Annotated in this window: 15 protein-coding genes; 3 read left to right on the top strand and 12 right to left on the bottom strand. The window is 65.5% G+C overall.

Annotated features, from left to right (window positions below):
- Window positions 1-75: 75 nt before the first annotated feature.
- The 11 genes from JFN90_RS07105 to JFN90_RS07055 form a co-directional block, all read right to left on the bottom strand.
- Window positions 76-330, bottom strand: a complete 255-nt coding sequence (locus tag JFN90_RS07105) for a DUF6504 family protein (protein WP_199394419.1) — start codon at window positions 328-330, stop codon at window positions 76-78.
- 3 nt (window positions 331-333) lie between these two features.
- The gene (locus tag JFN90_RS07100; RefSeq protein WP_199394418.1) at window positions 334-771 is read right to left on the bottom strand and encodes a phosphate-starvation-inducible PsiE family protein; all 438 of its coding nucleotides are present in this window, start codon (window positions 769-771) and stop codon (window positions 334-336) included.
- A gap of 70 nt (window positions 772-841) precedes the next feature.
- Window positions 842-1,345, bottom strand: coding sequence for a peroxiredoxin family protein (locus JFN90_RS07095; protein ID WP_199394417.1), 504 nt, complete (start codon window positions 1,343-1,345; stop codon window positions 842-844).
- 133 nt (window positions 1,346-1,478) lie between these two features.
- On the bottom strand, window positions 1,479-2,060 hold the full coding sequence (locus tag JFN90_RS07090; RefSeq protein WP_199394416.1) for a PEP-CTERM sorting domain-containing protein: 582 nt from the start codon (window positions 2,058-2,060) through the stop codon (window positions 1,479-1,481).
- A gap of 83 nt (window positions 2,061-2,143) precedes the next feature.
- Window positions 2,144-2,284, bottom strand: a complete 141-nt coding sequence (locus tag JFN90_RS07085) for a hypothetical protein (RefSeq protein WP_199394415.1) — start codon at window positions 2,282-2,284, stop codon at window positions 2,144-2,146.
- 169 nt (window positions 2,285-2,453) lie between these two features.
- Window positions 2,454-3,860 carry a phytoene desaturase family protein gene (locus JFN90_RS07080; RefSeq protein WP_236018905.1) on the bottom strand — a complete coding sequence of 469 codons (1,407 nt, stop codon included), beginning with the start codon at window positions 3,858-3,860 and terminating at the stop codon, window positions 2,454-2,456.
- A gap of 284 nt (window positions 3,861-4,144) precedes the next feature.
- A complete protein-coding gene (locus tag JFN90_RS07075; RefSeq protein WP_199394413.1) occupies window positions 4,145-5,077 on the bottom strand; it encodes a methyltransferase domain-containing protein in 933 nt (310 codons plus the stop codon).
- A gap of 248 nt (window positions 5,078-5,325) precedes the next feature.
- Window positions 5,326-5,619, bottom strand: coding sequence for a MoaD/ThiS family protein (locus JFN90_RS07070; RefSeq protein WP_199394412.1), 294 nt, complete (start codon window positions 5,617-5,619; stop codon window positions 5,326-5,328).
- A 192-nt stretch (window positions 5,620-5,811) separates the two neighbouring features.
- A complete protein-coding gene (locus JFN90_RS07065) occupies window positions 5,812-8,709 on the bottom strand; it encodes an FAD-binding and (Fe-S)-binding domain-containing protein (RefSeq protein ID WP_199394411.1) in 2,898 nt (965 codons plus the stop codon).
- A gap of 13 nt (window positions 8,710-8,722) precedes the next feature.
- Window positions 8,723-9,811, bottom strand: a complete 1,089-nt coding sequence (locus JFN90_RS07060) for an enolase C-terminal domain-like protein (protein WP_199394410.1) — start codon at window positions 9,809-9,811, stop codon at window positions 8,723-8,725.
- A 58-nt stretch (window positions 9,812-9,869) separates the two neighbouring features.
- The gene (locus JFN90_RS07055; RefSeq protein WP_199394409.1) at window positions 9,870-12,485 is read right to left on the bottom strand and encodes a glycoside hydrolase family 15 protein; all 2,616 of its coding nucleotides are present in this window, start codon (window positions 12,483-12,485) and stop codon (window positions 9,870-9,872) included.
- Between the two features lie 258 nt (window positions 12,486-12,743).
- Between JFN90_RS07055 and JFN90_RS07050 the strand changes: the two genes are divergently transcribed.
- The 3 genes from JFN90_RS07050 to JFN90_RS07040 are packed head-to-tail and all read left to right on the top strand — an operon-like array spanning window position 12,744 to window position 16,901.
- Window positions 12,744-15,569 (top strand): cation-translocating P-type ATPase, encoded by a 2,826-nt coding sequence (locus JFN90_RS07050; RefSeq protein WP_199394408.1) that lies wholly within the window; start codon window positions 12,744-12,746, stop codon window positions 15,567-15,569.
- Window positions 15,566-16,216 (top strand): potassium channel family protein, encoded by a 651-nt coding sequence (locus JFN90_RS07045; protein WP_199394407.1) that lies wholly within the window; start codon window positions 15,566-15,568, stop codon window positions 16,214-16,216. Before JFN90_RS07050 ends, JFN90_RS07045 begins: the two co-directional genes overlap by 4 nt.
- A gap of 10 nt (window positions 16,217-16,226) precedes the next feature.
- Window positions 16,227-16,901, top strand: a complete 675-nt coding sequence (locus JFN90_RS07040; protein ID WP_199394406.1) for a potassium channel family protein — start codon at window positions 16,227-16,229, stop codon at window positions 16,899-16,901.
- Here the strand turns inward: JFN90_RS07040 and JFN90_RS07035 are convergent.
- Window positions 16,898-19,924: an ABC transporter substrate-binding protein gene (locus JFN90_RS07035; RefSeq protein WP_199394405.1), complete on the bottom strand. Its 3,027-nt coding sequence runs from the start codon at window positions 19,922-19,924 to the stop codon at window positions 16,898-16,900. The genes JFN90_RS07040 and JFN90_RS07035 overlap by 4 nt on opposite strands.
- Window positions 19,925-19,959: the final 35 nt, after the last annotated feature.

The following is a 19,959-nucleotide window of genomic DNA, read 5'->3' as shown; positions in this document are numbered from 1 at the left end:
CGTCGCGACCTTCGGCCTTCGCCAAGGCTTCGGCCGACGGGTCGGCCATCAATCCGGACGGTAAGTCCGACACTATCATTCCTCGCGGGGCGGCACCAGCTCCCAGCGGTCTTGGTCCAGATCGTGACGGAGCAGGTGCTGACCTCCTTCCTCTACCAAAACCTTGAAGTAGTTGCCGTCCTGGTCGTACCAACGATCGACGATGTCGATCACGTGGTAGGTCCGCTCCCGCCACGTGAAGCTGGTGGGACGCTCGTCGGCCTTGTAACCGGCATAACAGGTGACGGTTACCGGCTCTGCGCTACGATTCGCTGCCGCGTTGTCTGCCATCGGTTACAGTTCCCTCCGTGCGGCGGCCGGCGAAAACCTCACCGCCACGATGCGGATCAAGGCCAATGAAAGCACCAAAGCGATGGTCATGGCGACTTCCTGCCACTCGATGTCCTTGTACCAAAACGCCATCACTTCTGTCAGCACCGTGACGATCACGGTATCGATGATGTAGGTCACCTTCACCCGCCCCTCGGTGGAATAAGCCAATGCGGTGCGCAGAACCTCGATGATGGCAAGCACGGTCAGAAGGTCCACCATGATCTGCTTGGAGGCGCCGTGGAAGTCCTGCTGGAAAACCAGGCGCAGGTCGTAGACCGTGCAACCCACGCCGGCGACGATGGCAAGCAAAATGGCAATGATCAGTAAGCACAGCACCGCGCGGGCCGACATCTCGTAAAAGCGGTTCAACTTCAGATCAACACTGTTTTCTCTCCACATGACAGCTTCTCCTTTGGTTTCGTTTGCGGCGAACGTACCAGAGGAAGGTTACGGAGTGTTGAAGAGAGTTTTACATTTGCGTGACAGTCTCTTCCTGCAGTTTGACAATCTGTGCCAGGAGCTTGCCGGTATCGGGGAAGCCGCGCTGGATGTGACGGATGATGCCTGCCTTGTCGATGACGAAGGTGGCGCGACCCGCCCCGTAAAGCTTCTGTACCTTGCCGTCTTCGTCGGCTACAAGCGGGAAAGAAAGGCCGTGCTCCTTGGCGAATTCGCCGTGCGTCGCTACCGTGTCGCTGCTCACGCCCAGGACCTGGGCGTCCTGCTTCTCAAAAAGGGGCTGCTCTTTTTGAAAAGCCTGCATCTCGCTGGTTCAGACCGGGGTGAAATCGGCGTAGTAAAAGGCGAGCAGCACGTATTCCTTGCCGGCGTAGTCGGCGAGGCTCACCGTCCCGTTGGTTGATTCCGCCTGGAACTCCGGTGCTTTTTCCCCCACCCGCGGCAATCGCGATCCGATACTCCCGATGGCGGCCAGAGCCGAGGTTGCCATGCTGCCCAAGATCGATCGTCTCATCTTTTCCCCTCCCATTGAATGTGCAGAGCGTGGGCCGCAGCGGCGCCACCACGCGAGTGTACCAGAAAACACAAAAAAACCAGCATCCTCGCGGAGACTGGTCGGAAATGATGCCAACTGCGGCACGGTTAGCTTATCTGTGCGCGTTTTTCCTGCGCCACAACGTCGCCCCGCACATGCCGACAAAACCGGTGGCCAGCAGCAGTGCCGTCGAGGGTTCGGGAACAGGGCTCGGGCCGCACTTCACGGACACGGTCCATGTTCCCTTGTTGAAATTCCCGCCGGAACCCTGGCTGTTGAAGCCGTCGTCATAGGAGCCGTCCGGGGAGTTCTCCGAATAGACGGTGTCCCCGGTGCCGTTGGGAGTATCGGAGAGCCAGATCCACCAGCCGTAGGGGGTGCCGTCAGCTTTGAGACCGTCAAAGATCTGCAGCTCAGCGAAATAGCCGTCGGCCATGTTCATGGTTTGATAGCCGTCAGACATGATGAATGAGATCATTTCCGAACTCTGGTTATCGGCAAAGCCTCTTTCCCCGTAGCTCAAAGGATGGTCGGTCAACAAAGAGATGGTGATGTGGTTGTCCGGAGTATAGGTGGGTCCGCTGAAATAGTCGAAGGGGAGCCCGACGTATTCGTAATCGTAGAGATGGGCGTGCGCGGCTGCCGGCAGAAGCAACAGCACCAGAACTGCGGCGGCGAGAAGCTTGGTCCTCATTTGTGACCTCCTTTGCTGCTGTCAGTCGTGCACCGATACTGCGATTATATTTTTCCAATAAAATTAGGGCAACGATTAAGGCATTAAACCTCGGACGTTGGGGAGCTAATAAGAGAGGCCGGGTCCCCCGAGGGAACCCGGCCTCTGTGCTTTCCCATCAGGTAGATGACGCCCAGTCCCCGTTGCAGCATGAGGCGGATGATCCCGTAACCGTCGTCACTCATAATGCCTCCGCTAGGAACGAACCCGAAGCCGTTACGCAAAGTACCCGGAGTATTTGCGAAGCACGCAGAGAAAAGTCCTCAGAGATGCAACATCCCGCCATGAACCAGTTTTTGCTTTTCTTCGTGCCCTTTGCGCATACCTGGCGTTCTTTGCGTAACCGCTTTGGATTTACTCCAGATCACGGAGGGCGAGGGTGGCGGCGTGGTAGCCGCACATGCCGTGCACGCCTCCGCCGGGGGGCGTTCCGGAGGAGCAGAGGTAAACGCCGGGAAGCGGGGTCCGGTACGGTGCCAGCAGTTTGGGGCGCGCCAGGAACTGGCGCAGGTCCTGTACGCCGCCGTTGATGTCTCCTCCGATGATGTTGGCATTGTATTTTTCGTACTGCAGGCAGTTGCGGGTGTGGCGCCCGAGGATGAGATCGCGAAATCCCGGTGCGAGACGCTCGATCTGGGCCTCGATCCTGTCGGTCATGTCGAGGGTGGAGCCGTTGGGGACGTGGCAGTAGGCCCAGGCGACGTGCTTTCCCTGCGGCGCCCGCGAGGGATCCACCAGGGTGGGCTGCGCCACCAGCACGAACGGCCGCTCGGGGTGCACGCCGCGCCAGATCTCGGCCTCGCCGGCGGTGATCTCTTCGGCGGTCCCGCCGACATGGACGGTGGCGGCGCGGCGGCAATTGGCCATGGTCCATGGAATCGGTCCGTCCAAGGCCCAGTCGATCTTGAAGACGCCCGGGCCGTAACGATAGCGCTGCAACCTGCGCAGGTACCCGGCCGGAAGCCGTGGTCCGGCGATGGCCTCGAACTGGCGCTCGGTTATGTCAAGCAGGACGATACGGGCGGCGGGGAGGTCGGCGAGGCTTTTGACTGCGCAGCCGGTCACTATCTCGCCTCCCATGGAACGAAGGCAGGAAGCGAGGGCGGCGGCGAGGCTGCGCGATCCTCCCTCCGCCACCGGCCAGCCCACCGCGTGCCCGAGCGTCCCGAGGATCATGCCGAAGGCGGAGGTAAGCGGATGCTCGAGGGGGAGAAAGGCATGGGCGGACATGCCGCAGAAGAGGGCGCGGCCGGGTGCATTCTTGAATACGAGCCGGGAGAGCAGGTGCGCGGGGAAGAGCGCCTTGACGCCGAAGAGCGCGGTGGCGACGGGGTGCCGGGGGAAGTGCAGCGGCGCCAGCAGGTCCGGAGCGAGGTCGTCCCAGCGCTCGACCAGCGGCGCGAACAGCCGGCGGTAGGAGGCGCCGTCCTGTCCCAGCAGCGAGGCGGTCTGCTCGAGGTCCTGCAGCAGCAGGGCGGCCTCACCGTCCGGAAGCGGGTGGGCTAGTTGCACTTCCGGGTAGAGCCATGCCAGGCCGTGCTCGGACAGGGGGAGTGATTTGAAGAAAGGGGAGGCGACGCCTAAGGGGTGGATGGCGGAGCAGACATCGTGCAGGAAACCGGGGAGGGTGAGCTCTTCGCTTCGGGTGCCGCCTCCGATGGTGGCGGCGGCCTCCACGACGGTGACCGAGAGGCCGGCCCTCGCCAGGGTCAGGGCGGCGGCCAGGCCGTTCGGACCGGAACCCACTACGACGGCATCCATATCGCTTCCTTGGGACATCTGCAACCCCTTGTCTGCCCATTTGAAAACACGAGGTTCAAGTCTAACAAACCGAAAACCATTGGCCACGGAGAAAATCTGAGGAAATCTGAGAAAAGCTAAAGGCGCAGGCAAAACCGTTCACAGGGCTTGCGGACCTTAGCGCTTCAGCGCGGAGGCCCGAGGAAATCTGAGAAAATCTGAGAGAGGCAAAGCTGAGAGAGCAAATCAAAGAAAAGTGAAGGGCGGAAACCTAATTCTCAGCAACTTACCCGCGTCTGAAGGGGTCAACGGAGGGCGAGGAGGGTCTGGCTGGTGAAGGTCTCGCAATGGTTGCGGTGGGAACGCATGTGCCATTGCACGGCGCGGGCGTCGGCGATGCGCCAGGGGGGCGCCAGGATCTTGCCCTTTCCCTCCAATAGGGCGCGCACATTGTCGATGCCCCTGCCGGCATAGGGACCGGTGGCGGTGCCGCCCAGCCACCTTTCCTCGGGGATGTCGCTGCTGGTCCAGGAGAAAGGGGAGGCCAACAGCAATCGGGCGTCCGCGGCGCGGCTGACGCGGTTCATCTCGTAGAGGTGGGCGAGCGGATAGCCGACGCGGTCCAGCACGTTCAAGGATGATACCCTGCCGAAGCTACCCTTGGCGAAAGGGAGCCGCAGGGCGTCGGCGACCACGAATTCCGCGCCTTCGGAGGGGAGATGGTCGGGCAGAACGATCTCGAAGGTCTCGCGCAGGTTTCCCTCCAGGGGGAGCGAGTACTTGAGCCTGCGTTCGCGTGCCAGGCGGCGGGCGGCCTTCACGAAACTGAGCGACAGGTCGCAGCCGACGGCGGTGGCGCCTGTCGCCGACAGTTCCAGGACGATTCTTCCCACCGAACATCCGGCGTCCAGAGATGGCGTGTCAGCGTGGGCCAGTGCCCCCGCCCAGGCCGCGACCGCGGCGGCGTTGCCGGCGTCACCGTGCAGGTCGGCATAGTGGCTCCAGAGGTAGCGGTTCAGGGTCTCGCTGTCCTCGTAGCGCCAGTACCCATCGTTCTCGGCGCCTGGCAGGAGCATGGCGACGCCGTCCTCGATGGCAAAGCGCCGTGCGCACCCCATGCAGCGGAGGCTGCCGTCGATGATGTCATCCCCAGTTTGCCGCCGGACCGACAGCTCCAGCCGGTGCTCTTTGGGGAGGCAGGAGGGACAGATGAGATGGGGGAGCAGAAAGGCTTTCATGGGCAGCTACGGTAACACATTGATCGGCTGTGATCAAACAGGCAAAACCATAGGCAGGGCCTGCGGCCAAACAGCAAACCACTCACAGGACCGCGGGCCATAGCGCGTCAGCGCAAGGCTCGAGAACATCTGAGCAAATCTGAGAGAAGCAAAACGGGAGAGAGAAAAGGCAAAGCTACCTGCTGTGGGGGGAGGGGAAGAGCGCCGGCCGCCGCTGTGTTCGGCGGCCGGTTCACATTGGGGTACGTCTACTTGTGGGCGTGACGGATGCCAAGCATCATGCGGCCGGGGCCGGGAATGCCGGTGGGGACGAAGGCAACCTGGTCACCGGGATGAACTTCGTGGTCCAAGGCATACGCCTTGTGGTTCACGAAAACCGCCTCGATCTTCTCCATGGGAAGACCAAGCTCCCCGGCGATGGCCGCCGCGGGACATCCCTCCTCGGGGACCGCTACCTCGGCCTGGGAAGAAAGACCATGGTCTTTCCTGAAGGTGTGCAGCAGGCCGAACATCCGTACCGTCGTGTTTGCTCTCGATAACATGTCTGACTCCTCTCGTTGGTTGTGACATTGCAGGCGGTGCTTCACCGTTTCATGCTGCAACTGACTGAGAGTGAGGCATCGGCCCCTGTCTTAAATCGAACGTTTGTTCGATTTAAGACTTTACACCTTTTTGTATTACAAACAAGAGGAAAATGTCGTGAGGACGCAGGAGTGTCTCCTGTGACTCCTGGTTCACCGGCTGCGGTTCAGTGCCAAAAGGAGCAACTCGGCCAGGTGCAGGGGCTTGCGCTGGGTCGCCTGCAGGATCTGGGTGCGGCAACTGAAACCGTCGGCGACGATGTAGTCGCCCTGACGGGCCTGCCTCACTGCGGGGAGAAACCCCATCTCGGCGATGCGCATGGAGATCTCGTACTTCCCTTTCTCGAAGCCGAACGAGCCGGCCATGCCGCAGCATCCCTGCTGCGGCTCGAGCACGGTGAGCCCCATCTGCTTCAGCAGCTCGTGAGCGGCCTCCGGGTTCAATAGCGCCTTCTGGTGGCAGTGGGCCTGGTACACGATGGTTCCGGAAAGCTTGGGCGGGGTGAGGCTTTCCCTCTTCATGAACTCGGACAGGGTCACGGTGAGGCTGGTAACCCGCTTGCCGTCCTCGTGCTGCGGGTAGAGCTCGGACAACTCGTCCCGGAAGACGGCGGCGGTGCTCGGCTCCAGGATCAACACCGGGATGCCCTGGCGCACGTAGGGGCTCAATAGCTCCACCGCCTTGAGGATCTTCTTCCTCGCGTAGCTGAGCATGCCGTAGTCGATGGGGGGACGCACCACGGGGGGACGCTTTTTCGGGATGATCACCTGGTAGCCGTAACGGGTGAGGAGCTCGAAGGCTGCCTTCAAGGTCTCGGGGAAGAAGCAGTCGTTGAAGATGTCGGGATAGAGGACGACGCGCCGACCTTCGCTGCGGCCGCCGTGTTTGCCGCTTTTGTACCAGGAGGTGAAGGTCTCGTCGGCGAAGCGGGGCATGCTCCGTTCGGGCGCGATGCCGCCCAGCGCCTTGGTGATGCCGGAGAGCACCGGGGTCTGCCCCATGAAGTTGGCGAGGGCCGGTACCTTGGCGCCCAGGGAACCCCAGATGCCGAAGAGCCCCATGGAGTAGGCGGGGAGCGGACGGAGCCGGCGCCGGTAGTGATGGTGCAGAAACTCGGCCTTGTAGGTGGCCATGTCCACGTTGACCGGGCAGTCGGTCTTGCACCCTTTGCAGGAAAGGCAGTATTCCAGGGATTCCAGAACCTCCTTGCTGTGCCAGCCGTCGGAGACGAAGTCGCCCCGGAACATCTCGAAGAGCAGATGGGCGCGGCCGCGGGTGGTGTGCTTCTCCTCCAGGGTGGCCAGGTAGCTCGGGCACATGAAGGCGTCGTGGGTGCGGCGGCACTTGCCGACCCCGACGCAGCGCAGGATCGCGCGCGGGAAACTGCCGTCGTCGTGGGGGAAGCGGAACCGGGTCTCGGGCTGCCAGGGGTTGTACGCCGGCCCCAGCCGCAGGTTCTGGTCGGGACGGAAGGGCTCCACGACCTTGCCGGGGTTCATCTTCCACTGCGGGTCCCACAGTTCCTTGAAGCGCCGGAACGCCTCCATGAGTTCGGGGCCGTACATCTTTTCGAGATAGATCGCCTTGGACTGCCCGTCGCCGTGCTCGGCGGAGAAGGAGCCGCCGTAGCGCACCACGAGATCGGTGGCCTGGTCCAGAAAACTGAGGTAATTCTGCACACCTTGGTGGGTAAAGAGGTCGAAGGAGATGCGGCAGTGGATGCAGCCGTCGCCGAAGTGACCGTAGAGCGAGGCGATCAGGCCGTGCTCCTTCAAAAGGTCGTGGAAATCGCGCAGGTAGGGACCCACCTTTTCCGGCGGGACGGCGGCGTCCTCCCATCCCGGCCACCCCAGGGGCACCCCGGGGACGTTGGCGGTGGCGCCAAGCCCCGATTCCCGCACATCCCAGACCATCTTCTCCTCCTTCGCGTCGGAAAAGAGCTTCATGCTGGGGGCGTCGTCCCGCTTGCCGATCTTCTTCATGGCCAGGCGCGCCTTGCGATCGGACTCCTCCTTGGTATCGCCGCCGAACTCGGCCAGGAGCCACCCTTTGCCCGGGGGGAGAAGCTCGATGTCCTCGGGGTGCAGTTTCTTCTTCTTCATGAACTTGATGAGGAGCTCGTCCAGCCCCTCGAGGCCTACCGGGCCGAACTCCAACAGGGCGCCGATGTCGTCGGCGGCGCTGTAGACGTCGGGGTAGCCGAGCACCAAAAGCGTCCGCGCCGGCGGGCTGTGCACCAGTCGCACGGTCGCCTCAAGCACGGTGACACAGGTTCCCTCGGTCCCCACCAGGGCCCGCGCCACGTTGAACCCGTTCTCGGGGAGGAGGTCATCCAGGTTAAAGCCGGAGACGCGACGCGGGATCTTGGGATAGCGGCGCCGGATGTCCCTGGCGTAGCGGTCGCGGATGTCGCGCAGCCCGGCGTAGATCTCGCCGCGCCTCCCGCCCGCGGCGATGATCCGCTCCAGTTCCTCCTCGCTGGTGGGGCCGACCGTCATGCGCACGCCGTCGTAGGTGACCACGTCCAACTCCAGCACGTTGTCGGCGGTACGCCCGGCCATGACCGAGTGGATGCCGCAGGAGTTGTTGCCGATCATACCGCCGAAGGTGTTGTGGTCGTGGGTGGCGGGGTCGGGGCCGTAGGTGAGATGCACCTTCTCGGTCTCGTCGCGCAGTTGGTCCAAGACCACCCCCGGTTGCACCCGCGCGATCCTTTTTTGCGGGTCGATCTCCAGGATGCCGCGCAGGTACTTGGAGTGGTCGATGACCACGGCGACGTTGCAGGTCTGGCCGCACAGGGCGGTGCCGCCACCGCGCGAGACCACCGGGGCGCCGTGCCTGTGGCAAACCTCCAGGGTCTTTATCACCGCGTCGGTACTCTTGGGCAGCACCACGCCGACCGGTATCTGGCGGTAGTTGGAGGCGTCGGTGGCGTAGAGCGCGCGGCTCGTGCTGTCGAAACGGACCTCTCCATCAACGACCGCGCGCAGCTCGGCCTCCAGGGCGTTGGCGTTCAGCGTGTCGGTGTCTTTACTTTCTGGTTCCCTCATCGCTCCTCCTCGGTCAGATTTTGAATCTCGCCGCCTCGTTCATCCGGAGCGCGAGGCCGTGCCCGGGGCGTTCCAGGTCCGGCGCCAGGGTGCCGTGCCACGGTTCGATGACCCCCTCGAACAGCATCCGCTCGATGCGGACGTGGTCGTGGAAGTATTCCAGGTGGCGAATCGGGGTCGCGCCGCAGCAAAGGTGCAGGTGCAGCGCCGGCGCGCAGTGGGAGGACATGGGGAGCCCCCAGGCGCCACACAGGGCCGCGGCCTCCATGAACCCGGTCACCCCGCAGCGGGTGGCGTCGGCCTGGAGCACGTCGACGCAGCCTCCGCGCAGGAGGTCGAGGAAGTAGCCGAGATTGAAGCCGTATTCCCCCGAAGAGATCTCCATCCCCTCCGGCGCCAGGTCGCGTACCAAGTGCAGCCCCTCCCGGTCCTGGTGCGGCACCGGCTCCTCGAACCAGGTCACCCCCTGTGCCGCGAACTGCGTCGCCAGTGCGAGCGCCTGCTTGCGGGCATAGCCGCCGTTGGCGTCCACCATGAGTTCCGCTTCGGCCCCGATCGCCTGCCGGGCCGCCCGGACCCGCTCCGGGTCCGCCTGGGCATCACGCCCCACCTTCATCTTGACCCGGCTGATCCCCTGTCCCACCCACCCCGAGAGCTGCCGCTGCAGCTTGTCGACCGGATAGGAGGTGAAGCCGCCGCTACCGTAGACCGGGACCCGCTCGCGCGCCTCGCCCAGTAGCGAAACCAGCGGCACCCCGAGCAGCCGGGCCTTCAGGTCCCAGAGGGCGGCGTCCAGGGCCGAGACCGCCATCATGCCGATCCCGGCGTCGCCCAGGTTGCGCAGGGCGCCGGTCAGGAGGAGCCAGGTACCGGTGATGTCGAGCGCGTTACGCCCGCACAGCAGGTCGCCCAGCTTGTCCTTGATCAGCGTCGCGGCCGCAGGGGCGGCGTAACTGTAGCCGAACCCCTTCTCCCCGCCGCAGTAGATATGGGTCGCCACCAGCACGGTGTCTTCCCAGAGGTAGGTGCCGTCGGATTCGCGCTCCTCGGTGGGGATGCGGTAGCAGTTGACCTCCACCCGTTCCACGATGGCCTTTTTCATGCCGATTCCTCCCGCGGCGCAGCTATTTTCACCAGCCGCCGCACCTGCTCCGCCGCCCTCAGCGCCTAAGGGGCGCCTCGAGCCTCCAATCGTACTGCGCGTACTCGAGTTGGAACGATTCCGGGTGCTCCCGGATCTCGCGCGCGGTGTCGGCATCGGTGTAGCCGGCCACGAACACCGCCACGTCGTGCGCCGTCCTGCCGGGATCGTCGAACCACTTGAAGATGCGGGGAAGCACCAGTTTCCTGCCGGCTAGATCCAGCCGCGCCTGCCGCTCGAGGTAGCGCCGCAGGGCCGCCGAGAGGTCGTTGTCCAGGGTGGCCGGGGTAAGGACGGTGATGGGAGGGGAAGAGGCGGTGCCGGTGTGGACCGCGAAGAGCACCCGGGGATCGCTGGGACGGATGGAGCGGCGCAGGCGCGGGTCGCCGGGAGGGAGGGGGGGGAGGAGCCACCCCGGCGCCGGGCGGTTGCCGCGCAGGATGCCGTGCAGGATCGCCTCCGCGCTGTATTCCTCGCGGCCGATGCGGCACCCCGCCTTGCGGTAGAACTTGGGGATCTCCTTAACGGACACCCGGGGCTTGAGCGCGAGCACGGCGTGGATCACCACCAGGCTGTGCATGTTGCACCAGAAGCTGGTCCTTACCGGGTTCTCCTTCTCCTCGAGGCGGTCCAGGTCGAAGGAGGCCAGGGAGGCGAGGGCCTGCGCGATTTTCTCCTGCATCCCCCCGGCGGCGAGACTCCGGTAGTCCGGATACCCGTCCTGGGCGTAATCCCGGGCCACTTCGTCAAGCAGTGCCGCCAGTTGCTCCGGGGTGGCGGCGGTCGGCCCACGGGGCGCCTCGGGAAGGACGCGCTCCGGCGGCTCCGGCCGGCGCAGGGCGTCCGCCTTGGCGTTGGCGAGCGCAGTGGCGGCGACGATGTAGGCCTCGTGGCTGAAGGCCTGGGGGAAGTTGCCCAGTTGCTCCTGCCAGAGCGGATCGTACTCCTCCGCCAGGAGGTGGAGGTGGCCCCCCACCTGGTCCACGCGTCCCAACAGGAGGTCCGCCTCATCGATCTCCCCCTGCTTGGCGAGGTTAGTGATCAGCCAGAGGGTGCAGGCGAGGAAGGTGCCGTCGCGTCCCGGGAGGCGGTCGTCGGCGCGGTAGCGGTAGAGGAAGCCGTCGTCGCCGAGGTCCATGCGCAGCGCCTCCACCGTGGCGAGCATGCGGGGATCGTCGAAGGAGATGAAGTCGCTTATGGACATGAGGAGCGCGCTGCCGTCCAGGACGTCGCTGTCGTACCACATGGTGAAGGCCTGGCGCGCATCGCTCCAGCCGTGCGCGTGCACCTCCTCGCCGATCTCGGCGCGCGCCGCCTCCCACCCCTCTCCCGGCGGCAGCTCCAGGTGCCGTGCGATGCGCAGGCCGCGGTCCAGGGTCACCCAGCACATCGCCTTGGAGTGGACGTAGTGCCGCGGCTCGCCGCGTATCTCCCAGATGCTCCAGTCCGCCTCGCGCCAGTGGTCCCGCGCGAAGTCGCACATAAGGCGCAGCCCCCGCCACATCTCGGGGGTGCATGTGCGGTTGCGGCTCAGCGTGAGGTGGGCGGCGATGAGGACGTGGCCGTAGATGCTGAACTGCTTCTGCTGCGCCGCCTGGTTGCCGATGCGCACCGGGACCGAGCCGCGGTACCCCTGCAGGTGTGGCAGTTCGAATTCGGAAAGCTCGCCGGAGCCATCCATGCGGTACATCACCTGCAACTCGTTTCTCCCGCTCTTCAGGATCACCTCTTCCAGCCAGCGGAGGTAATTCTGCACCTCGTCGAAGTGCCCCACCTCGAAGAGCGCGGTGAGCGCCATGGCGGTGTCGCGCACCCAGGAGTAGCGGTAGTCCCAGTTGCGCACCCCCCCGATCTCCTCGGGGAGCGAGGTGGTGGCCGCCGCGGCCATGGTCCCCTGCGGCTGGAAGCAGAGGAGCTTCAGCACCAACAGGGAGCGGATCACCGGGACCCGGTGCGGGCCGAGTTCGTTGAAAAAGCCGGTGCCGCTGCCGTGCAGCCAGCCGCGCCAGAAGGCAAGCGTTTCCACCAGGAGCTGCTCGGCTCTCCCTTCGGTGAGCAGATCGGGCTCACTGGCCCCGAAGTGCAGCCGGAGCACCGCGCGCTCCCCCTGGCGCAGATCCCAGACTCCCTCGGCGTCTCCCCCGTTGGCGGAGAGCGCGCCGGTGCAGGAGAGGGCGACGACGTGGTCGCCACCGCGGGCCACCACGCCGCGCCCGGGGTGAAGCGTCAGTTCCGGGGTGACGCGGCCGTAGTCGAACCGGGGGGAGAAACGGACCCGGATCCTGACCGACCCGCGGTCGACCTTGATCAGGCGCAGCAGCACGAAGTCACGCAGGCCGTCCTTGTCCTTTGGCTCGGGGAGGGTGAGGAAGTCGGTGAGGGTATAGCTGCCGCTCCTGGTGCGGAAGCGGCCGGTGAGTACGTTGCTGTCGTCGAGGTAGGAGAGGTTGGAATCCCATTCTCCTTCCGGGGTGACGGAGAAGGTGCCGCCCCGGTCCCGGTCCAGCAGTGCCGCGAAGACGCTCGGGGAGTCCATGTGCGGCAGGCAGAGCCAGTCGATGGCCCCGTCGCGTCCCACCAGCGCTACCGACTGCAGGTTACCGATGATGCCGTAATCGCTGATACTGTTGCTCATCTGGGACCCCTTGGCGCTCATGTGCGTGCCGGCTGCCGCAGGCACATTGGTGCAGTATAGCGGAGTAAAATTAAAAATCACCAATATAAATGCGTAAGTCCCGAGTCATGTGCCGGCCGCTTGCGCCGTTGCCGGATGGCACCTTCACATGAGTCCGGGTTTGACTCCCTTCTAATTGCCATTACAGTTTAAGCGTCCCACTTGCTGACATGTCCTTGTGATCTCGGCCCCGCCCGCGGCGGTGACCGGGGCGTGACGATGAATGGTGCTCATAACCAGCTGCATGACGACCTCCCCTGGCATGAACTGCCGGTGCCGGAGCTCCTTGATCGCTTGGGGACATCAGCCGCCGGGCTATCCGCACCGGAGGCCGCGGGCCGCCTTGCCCGCTATGGCCCCAACACCATCCGCGCCGCCGTTGCGAAACCCCTCTACCTGAAACTGCTCGCCGACTTCAGCCACCCCATGGCGCTCTTGCTCTGGGGGGGAGGCGCCATGGCCTGGCTGGGCGGCACGCCGGAGTTGGCCGTCGCCATCTGGTCCGTGGTCTTCATCAACGCCGTCTTTTCCTTCTGGCAGGAGTTCCGCGCCGAGCAGGCGGTCGAGGCGCTGCAGAAGCTGTTGCCGGCCCAGGCGACCGTGCTGCGGGACGGGGCGGAGCGGCAGATCCAGGCTCGTGAGCTGGTCCCCGGGGATTTGGTCCTGGTCAATCCCGGCGATCGCATCAGTGCCGACGCCCGCGTCATCGAGGAGTGGGACCTGCGCGTGGACCAGTCCACCCTCTCGGGCGAAGCGCACCCCGCCCGCAAGAGTGCGGACCCCCTCTCCGGCCAGCCTCTGTCGCGCACCGAACTTCCCAACCTCATCTTCGCCGGCACCTCCGCCGTGGCCGGGACCGGCCGTGCGATTGTATGCGCCACCGGCATGCGCACCGAGTTCGGCCGCATCGCCCACCTGGCCACGGCCACCTCGGAAACCCCGTCGCCACTACAGGTAGAGATAGACAGGATGACCCGGGTGGTCACCGCACTGGCGTTAGCCATCGGCACCATCTTCTTTGTGCTCTCGGTGGTGGTGCTGGGGCGCGAGCTGCACACAGGCTTCATCTTTGCCGTGGGCATGGTGGTCGCCTTCGTGCCGGAGGGACTGCTCCCCACGGTCTCCCTCTCCCTGGCCATCGCCGTGCAGCGCATGGCGCAGCGCAACGCACTGGTGAAGAAGCTGTCTTCGGTGGAGGCACTTGGCTGCTGCACCGTGATCTGCACCGACAAGACCGGGACCCTGACCCAGAACGAGATGACGGTGCGCGAGATCTGGGTGGACAGCGCCGCGCACCAGGTTTCCGGAGTGGGGTACGCCCCGCGCGGGGAGATCGGCCAGGGAGCCCCGAGCGCCGACCTTCTGCGTCTGCTCACCGCCGCGGCCCTGTGCAACGATGCCCGGCTGGTCGAACCGCAGGGGGAGGGGGAGCCCTGGCGCATCATCGGCGATCCTACCGAGGGGGCGCTCATCGTGGCGGCGCTGAAGGGCGGGGTCGACCCGGAACGGGAGGGAAGACTCCTACCCCGGCTGCGCGAGATCCCCTTCGACTCGGTCCGCAAGAGGATGACCAGCGTACACCGCGAGGGGGAGGGGGAGACCGCCTTCGTCAAGGGAGCGCCAGCCGAGGTGACGGCCCTGTGCGGCTCGTTGGTACGGGAGGGGGAGACGCTGCCGCTGGATGCGGCATTGGCGGCCGGGGTGCTCGCCCAGGTGGACGTCTACGCGCGCCAGGGGTACCGCGTGCTGGCCGTGGCGGAACGGAGCCTGCCTTCGGGCATGACCGAGTACACTGCGCAGAGCGTGGAGAACGGGCTCACCCTGCTCGGGCTGGTGGCGATGAACGATCCGCCCCGCCCGGAGGTGGCGAGCGCGGTGCAGAAATGCCGCAACGCCGGGATCAGGGTGATCATGGTGACTGGCGATTACGGCCTTACCGCGGAGAGCGTGGCGCGGCGTATCGGCGTGTTCGGCCCCGACGAGCCATGCCGGGTGGTGAGCGGCGTCGAGCTCGACGTCCTGGACGCCCCTGCCCTGGACCAGGCCCTGTCCGGCGCGGTGATCTTCGCCCGGGTCTCACCGGAGCACAAGCTGCGCGTGGTGAGCGCGCTGCAGCAAAAAGGCGAGATTGTCGCGGTTACCGGCGACGGCGTCAACGACGCGCCGGCCCTGAAAAAGGCCGATATCGGGGTCGCCATGGGGCTTTCCGGGACCGACGTGGCCAAGGAAGCGGCCGACATGATCCTGCTGGACGACAACTTCGCCTCCATCGTCAACACCATCGAAGAGGGGCGCGCCGTCTACGCCAACATCAGGAAGTTCGTCACCTACATTTTCACCAGCAACATGGCCGAGGCTTGGCCCTTCATCCTGCAGATAACGCTCAACGTCCCGCTCGCCCTCACCGTGATGCAGGTGCTCGCCATTGACCTCGGGGCGGACATCCTCCCGGCGCTCGCCCTCGGCACCGAGCCCCCGGAGCCGGGGATCATGGAGCGGCCGCCGCGCCCCCGCAGCGAGCGGCTGGTGAACCGGGCGCTGCTGATGCGCTCCCTGGTCTGGCTCGGGTCGCTGATGGCGCTTTGCTGCCTGTTCGGCTTTTTCCTCGTGTACCGCGACTACGGTTATGCCGACCTGCGCCACCTGCCGCGTCTCGATCTCGTCCCGTACCACGAGCGCCTTCTCTCGGCGGACGGTCAGGTCTATGTCCTGGCCAGCACAATGTTCTTCGCCGGCGTGATCGGAGCGCAGATTGGGAACGCCTGGTGCTGCCGCAGCGAACGGCTTTCCGTGCTGCGCATCGGCATGTTCGGCAACCGCCTCCTCGTCGCCGGCATCGCGGTGCAGCTTCTGTTCTGTCTCGCCCTCATCTATCTCCCACCGCTGCAGCGCCTGTTCGAGGTGGCGCCCCTGCCGGCCTACTTGTGGGGGGGGATCGCCTGTTATCCCGTGCTGATCTTCCTCGCCGAGGAAGGGCGCAAACGGTGGCTGAGGAAGCGGGGGGCGCAGCGTGCGGCCACGGGAGCACCTGGAGGTACCACATGAAAGTGATCGTTATTGGCTGCGGCAGGCTGGGCGCCGCGCTGGCCGGGGAGTTGTCCGGGCGCGGCATCGAGGTGGCAGTGGTGGACCGCGATGAGGCTGCCTTCGAACGCCTCTCCCCCTCCTTTACCGGGAACCGGGTGACCGGGATGGGCTTTGACCGGGAGGCGCTGGTGCAGGCCGGCATCGAGAGCGCCGACGCCCTGGCCGCCCTCACCGCGAGCGACGAGGTAAACGCGGTCAGCGCGCGGGCGGCGAGGCTCCTGTTCAAGGTGCCCCGCGTGGTGGCCCGGCTCTACGACCCGGGCAAGGCGGAGGCCTACCGGCGCCTGGGGATTCCCACCCTCTCGCACGTGACCTGGGGAGTGGGGCGCATCATCGAGCTTTTGTGCTACTCGCCGGTGGAGCAGGTGGAGAGCCTCGGCGGCGGCGAGGTGGAGCTGGTGCAGGTCGAGCTGCCGCCGCTGCTGGCCGGCCGCAGCGTCCAGGAGCTGACCCTCGTCGGGGAGATCATGGTGGTCGCGGTCACCAGGCAGGGGAGGACGCTCATCCCGACGCCCGGCACCCTGTTCCAACTCGGGGACCAGGTGCACCTGGCCCTACTCACCTCATCTTCGCAAAGGCTCAAGCACCTGCTCGGCCTGGCATAAGGAGGGCGCAATGTTCGTGATCATCGTCGGGGGTGGCAAGGTAGGTGCACACTTGGCGCGGCTCCTCGCGCGGGGGGGGAAGCGGGTGCTTGTGGTCGAGGAGCGGCGCGAGCTGTGCGGGGAACTTTGCGACGAGCTCGAAGGGGTGCAGGTGCTTGAGGGGAGCGGCTGCGACCCGCGCATACTGGAAGAGGCCGGGGTGCGCGATGCCGACGCTGTGGCGGCGGTGACCGGTTCCGACGAGGTGAACCTGGTGGTGGCGGGGCTCGCGCACGCCGAGTTCCGGGTGCGCCGGGTGATCGCCCGGGTGAACGATCCGAAACACCTCTGGCTCTTCACCCCGAAGCTTGGCGTGGACGTGGCGCTGAACCAGGCGGACATACTCTCCCACCTGATCGCCGAGGAGATGTCGCTGGGCGAGATGATCACGATGCTGAAGCTCAGGAAGGGGGAATACTCGCTGGTGGAGGAGAAGGTGCACCCCCGCTCCGGGGCGGCGGGGCGCTCCATCATGGAACTCGCCCTTCCGGCCGAGAGCGTGGTCGCCGCGGTGATCCGGGGCGGGAGGTTGATCGTGCCGCGCGGGAGCCTGGTGCTTGAGCCGGGGGACGAGGTGCTGGTGCTGGCGCACGCACGGGAAATCCCGAAGCTGTCGGCGCTTTTGGGGCCGCCCCAGGCGGGCTAGTCCGTGCCGGCGGGCGGCGGGAGCACCTCCCGCAACACCCGCGCGACCTCCTTCACGGTGTAGGGTTTGCTGAGCGTGGCGCGGAAGCCGTGCTTTTGGTACTCGGACATGACCGGGTCGTTGGAATAACCGCTGGAAACGATCAGGCACGCCTGCGGGTCCAGCTCCAGGATGCGCTGCGCCGCCTCCTTCCCTCCCATGCCGCCGGGAATGGTCAGGTCCATGATCACGGCATCGTAACGCTCCCCCTTTTGCCGCGCCGCGCGGTACAACTCCACCGCCTCGCTCCCATCGCAGCAGGTGGTGGCGCGGTACCCCAACTGGTCCAGCATGGCGCCGGTGAGATCCCTGATCAGCTCCTCGTCGTCCATCACCACCACGCTCCCCCCCCCGGCAGGGGCGTGGGCCGTCTCCTGCTCTTTGGCGAGCCGCCCCGCGCTTTGCCCCAGCGAAGGAAGATAGATGGTGAAGGTGGTGCCGCGCCCCAGGGATGAATCGGCCAGGATTACCCCGCCATGCCTGGTCACGATGGAATGGGTCGAGGCGAGCCCGAGGCCGGTGCCGCTCGCCTTGGTGGTGAAGTAGGGGTCGAAGATCTTCTTCAGGTCGCTCTCCGATATGCCGCACCCCTCGTCGCTGATGTCGAGCCGTACGTAGTTCCCCGGCGCGAGCCCGAGCCGGTTCTCCGGCTCCAGGCGCTCGTTTTTGCCGGCGATGGTCAGGGTGCCGCCGCCGGGCATGGCGTGCACCGCGTTGATGATGATGTTGTTGAAGGCCTGATTCATCTGCCCTTCGTCCGCCTCGACGATGTCCAGCGTATCGGGTATCTCGATCCTCCCCTTGACGTTGGTCCCCCGCAGCACCAAGGAGAGCGATTCGGCGGCCAGCTGCTTCACGGAAAAAGCCTTCTTGATGGGCTGGCCACCGCGCGCGAAGGTCAACAGCTGCCCCGCCAGTTCCGCCGCCCTCTGGCACGCCTTTTCCGCCTTGCCCAGCGGCCCCTTGGCCTTGTGCTCCTTCTCCAGCACCATCTGGGCGAAACTGATGTTCCCCACGATGCCGGTGAGGATGTTGTTGAAATCGTGGGCGATGCCGCCGGCCAGGACCCCCAGGCTCTCCAGCTTCTGCATGTTGAGCATCTGCGCCTCGATGCGTTTGTTCTCGCGGTCCAGGCGCTTCTCCTCGGTGATGTCCTGCACCATCACCAAAAGGTGTGCCCGCTCCTCGACCTGGAAACGGGCCAGGTAGCAGCGCAGGGTGAGCTCCTTGCCGAAGGTGGATGTCATTTCCGTCTCCAGCGCCCGCGCGGCGCCGTCGGCGAGGACCGGCTCCGCCTGCTGCAGTATGCCTCCCTCTCCGCGCCAGGAGGCGATCTGCCTGAAGTTTTGCCGCAGCAGTTCGGTAACGCTGCCGCCGATGATGTCGGCCGAGGCCTGGTTCGCCCTGATGCATTGGCCGCTCTCGCCGTCGAAGACCACGATCCCCATGGGGGACTGGGCCAGGAGCGTCTCGACCAGCATGAGCGCCTTGCCGCGCGCCTGCTCCGCCTCGATCCGGTCGGTGATGTCGGAGATGATCCCCACCAGGGCCCTGAGCGACCCGTCCGGCGCCTCCAACCTCCGGCCCGAGAGGTAGCCCCAGAAGTACCCCCCGGTGCCGCACAGGTAGTGACGCTCGGTAGAGGTTCCCTTTACCTCGCCTGCCACCAGGCGTCGCATCAGCTCGCTCCCCTCCGCTAGCTGTTCCGGGTGCAGGTGGCTTATGTAGCTGGAGCCGATCAGTTGCTCCATGCTGCAGCCGAACATCTCGGCCATGCGGTTGTTGGCGAAGCGGATGATCCCCTGCGGATCGACCATGATGATGCCGGCCTGGGAGGTCTCGAAGATCACCCTCAGTTGCTCCTCGCTCTCCTTCAGGGCCGCTTCGGCAGCCTTGCGCTCCCCGACCTCCGCCTGGAGCACCGCGTTCAGCTGCCGGAACTTCATGACGATGGTGCAAAGGACCGCGATCACGGCGGCGCAGACCAGCAGCGCACCCAGGAGAAGCCGGTAGTTGCCACCGGGCGCGGCATCGTAGATGATGCCGGTGGGGTCGAAGCCGGCGGGGAGCATCTTCATGCTGGCAAAGGTGTCAGCGATGTGGCGCCAGCGGGTGGGACTCTGGTAGCCGACCTCGACCAGGGTGGGCTGGATCAGCGCCTCCATCTGGTTTGCCTCGAAGATGAGCCACTCGCGGCTGCGCTCCCGTGAGTACTTGGCGAGGATGAGGTCGGCGATCTCCGCTTTGTGCGACAGGGCGTAGCGCCACCCCTTGATGGTCGCCTCCCGGAAGGCCTTCACAAACGCCGGACGCTGGGTGACCATGGCGCGGGTGGTGAAGAAGTTGTCGCCGTAGAAGTCGATGCCGTAGGTGAGCGGGGAAAAGACCAGGTAGGGCTCGCCGGCCTGCTCCAGGATATAGGGCTCGTTGAAGTTGTAGGCCATCATCACGTCGGCCTTGCCGGCGATGAGGTCGCGGGCGTCGCCGCGGTGCTCCACCTTGACGATGTCCTTCTCCTCGATGCCGTTGTTCTTGAGCAGGGTGAGCATGTCGCCGTGCTGGTTGGAGTACATGAAGCGGCGGCCCTTCATGTCGGCCACCTTCTGGATGCCGGTCTTGCGCGGGGTGAGCAGTATGGCGGGGGAGTGCTGGAAGATCTGGCCCAGCACCACGAGGTCGTCGCCGTGGGCGCGGTGCAGCAAGAGCGCCGAGGTACCCACGCCGAAGTCGGCGCGCCCGGAGGTGACCTCGTCCTCGACCTCTACGTCGGGTCCCCCCTCGCGGATGGTGACGTCGAGCCCGGCTTCACGGTAGAAACCCTTCTCGAGCGCGGCGTAGTAGCCGGCGAACTGGAAGTGGTGCAGCCACTTGAGCTGGAGGGAGACAGGCTCGTTGGCCAGGGCGGGGTGAGCCAGCGCGACGGTCAGGGCCAGCGCGAGCAGGGCGGCCCACCCCCTGCTCCAGGCTCTTTGGTGAGGTTTCATGGTGCCATCCTCGCGGGGCGCGCGGTGGTGCGCCC

It is taken from the genome of Geomonas propionica (genome assembly GCF_016458235.1).
Taxonomy (GTDB): domain Bacteria; phylum Desulfobacterota; class Desulfuromonadia; order Geobacterales; family Geobacteraceae; genus Geomonas; species Geomonas propionica.
This window is presented reverse-complemented; position numbering and strand designations above follow the sequence as displayed.

What these genes read in the sequence shown, in the direction of transcription:
- JFN90_RS07105 (WP_199394419.1), bottom strand. Translation starts at nt 330, where the DNA reads ATGGCAGACAACGCGGCAGCGAATCGTAGCGCAGAGCCGGTAACCGTC.
- JFN90_RS07100 (WP_199394418.1), bottom strand. Translation starts at nt 771, where the DNA reads ATGTGGAGAGAAAACAGTGTTGATCTGAAGTTGAACCGCTTTTACGAG.
- JFN90_RS07090 (WP_199394416.1), bottom strand. Translation starts at nt 2,060, where the DNA reads ATGAGGACCAAGCTTCTCGCCGCCGCAGTTCTGGTGCTGTTGCTTCTG.
- JFN90_RS07085 (WP_199394415.1), bottom strand. Translation starts at nt 2,284, where the DNA reads ATGAGTGACGACGGTTACGGGATCATCCGCCTCATGCTGCAACGGGGA.
- JFN90_RS07080 (WP_236018905.1), bottom strand. Translation starts at nt 3,860, where the DNA reads ATGGATGCCGTCGTAGTGGGTTCCGGTCCGAACGGCCTGGCCGCCGCC.
- JFN90_RS07075 (WP_199394413.1), bottom strand. Translation starts at nt 5,077, where the DNA reads ATGAAAGCCTTTCTGCTCCCCCATCTCATCTGTCCCTCCTGCCTCCCC.
- JFN90_RS07070 (WP_199394412.1), bottom strand. Translation starts at nt 5,619, where the DNA reads ATGTTATCGAGAGCAAACACGACGGTACGGATGTTCGGCCTGCTGCAC.
- JFN90_RS07065 (WP_199394411.1), bottom strand. Translation starts at nt 8,709, where the DNA reads ATGAGGGAACCAGAAAGTAAAGACACCGACACGCTGAACGCCAACGCC.
- JFN90_RS07060 (WP_199394410.1), bottom strand. Translation starts at nt 9,811, where the DNA reads ATGAAAAAGGCCATCGTGGAACGGGTGGAGGTCAACTGCTACCGCATC.
- JFN90_RS07055 (WP_199394409.1), bottom strand. Translation starts at nt 12,485, where the DNA reads ATGAGCAACAGTATCAGCGATTACGGCATCATCGGTAACCTGCAGTCG.
- JFN90_RS07050 (WP_199394408.1), top strand. Translation starts at nt 12,744, where the DNA reads ATGAATGGTGCTCATAACCAGCTGCATGACGACCTCCCCTGGCATGAA.
- JFN90_RS07045 (WP_199394407.1), top strand. Translation starts at nt 15,566, where the DNA reads ATGAAAGTGATCGTTATTGGCTGCGGCAGGCTGGGCGCCGCGCTGGCC.
- JFN90_RS07040 (WP_199394406.1), top strand. Translation starts at nt 16,227, where the DNA reads ATGTTCGTGATCATCGTCGGGGGTGGCAAGGTAGGTGCACACTTGGCG.
- JFN90_RS07035 (WP_199394405.1), bottom strand. Translation starts at nt 19,924, where the DNA reads ATGAAACCTCACCAAAGAGCCTGGAGCAGGGGGTGGGCCGCCCTGCTC.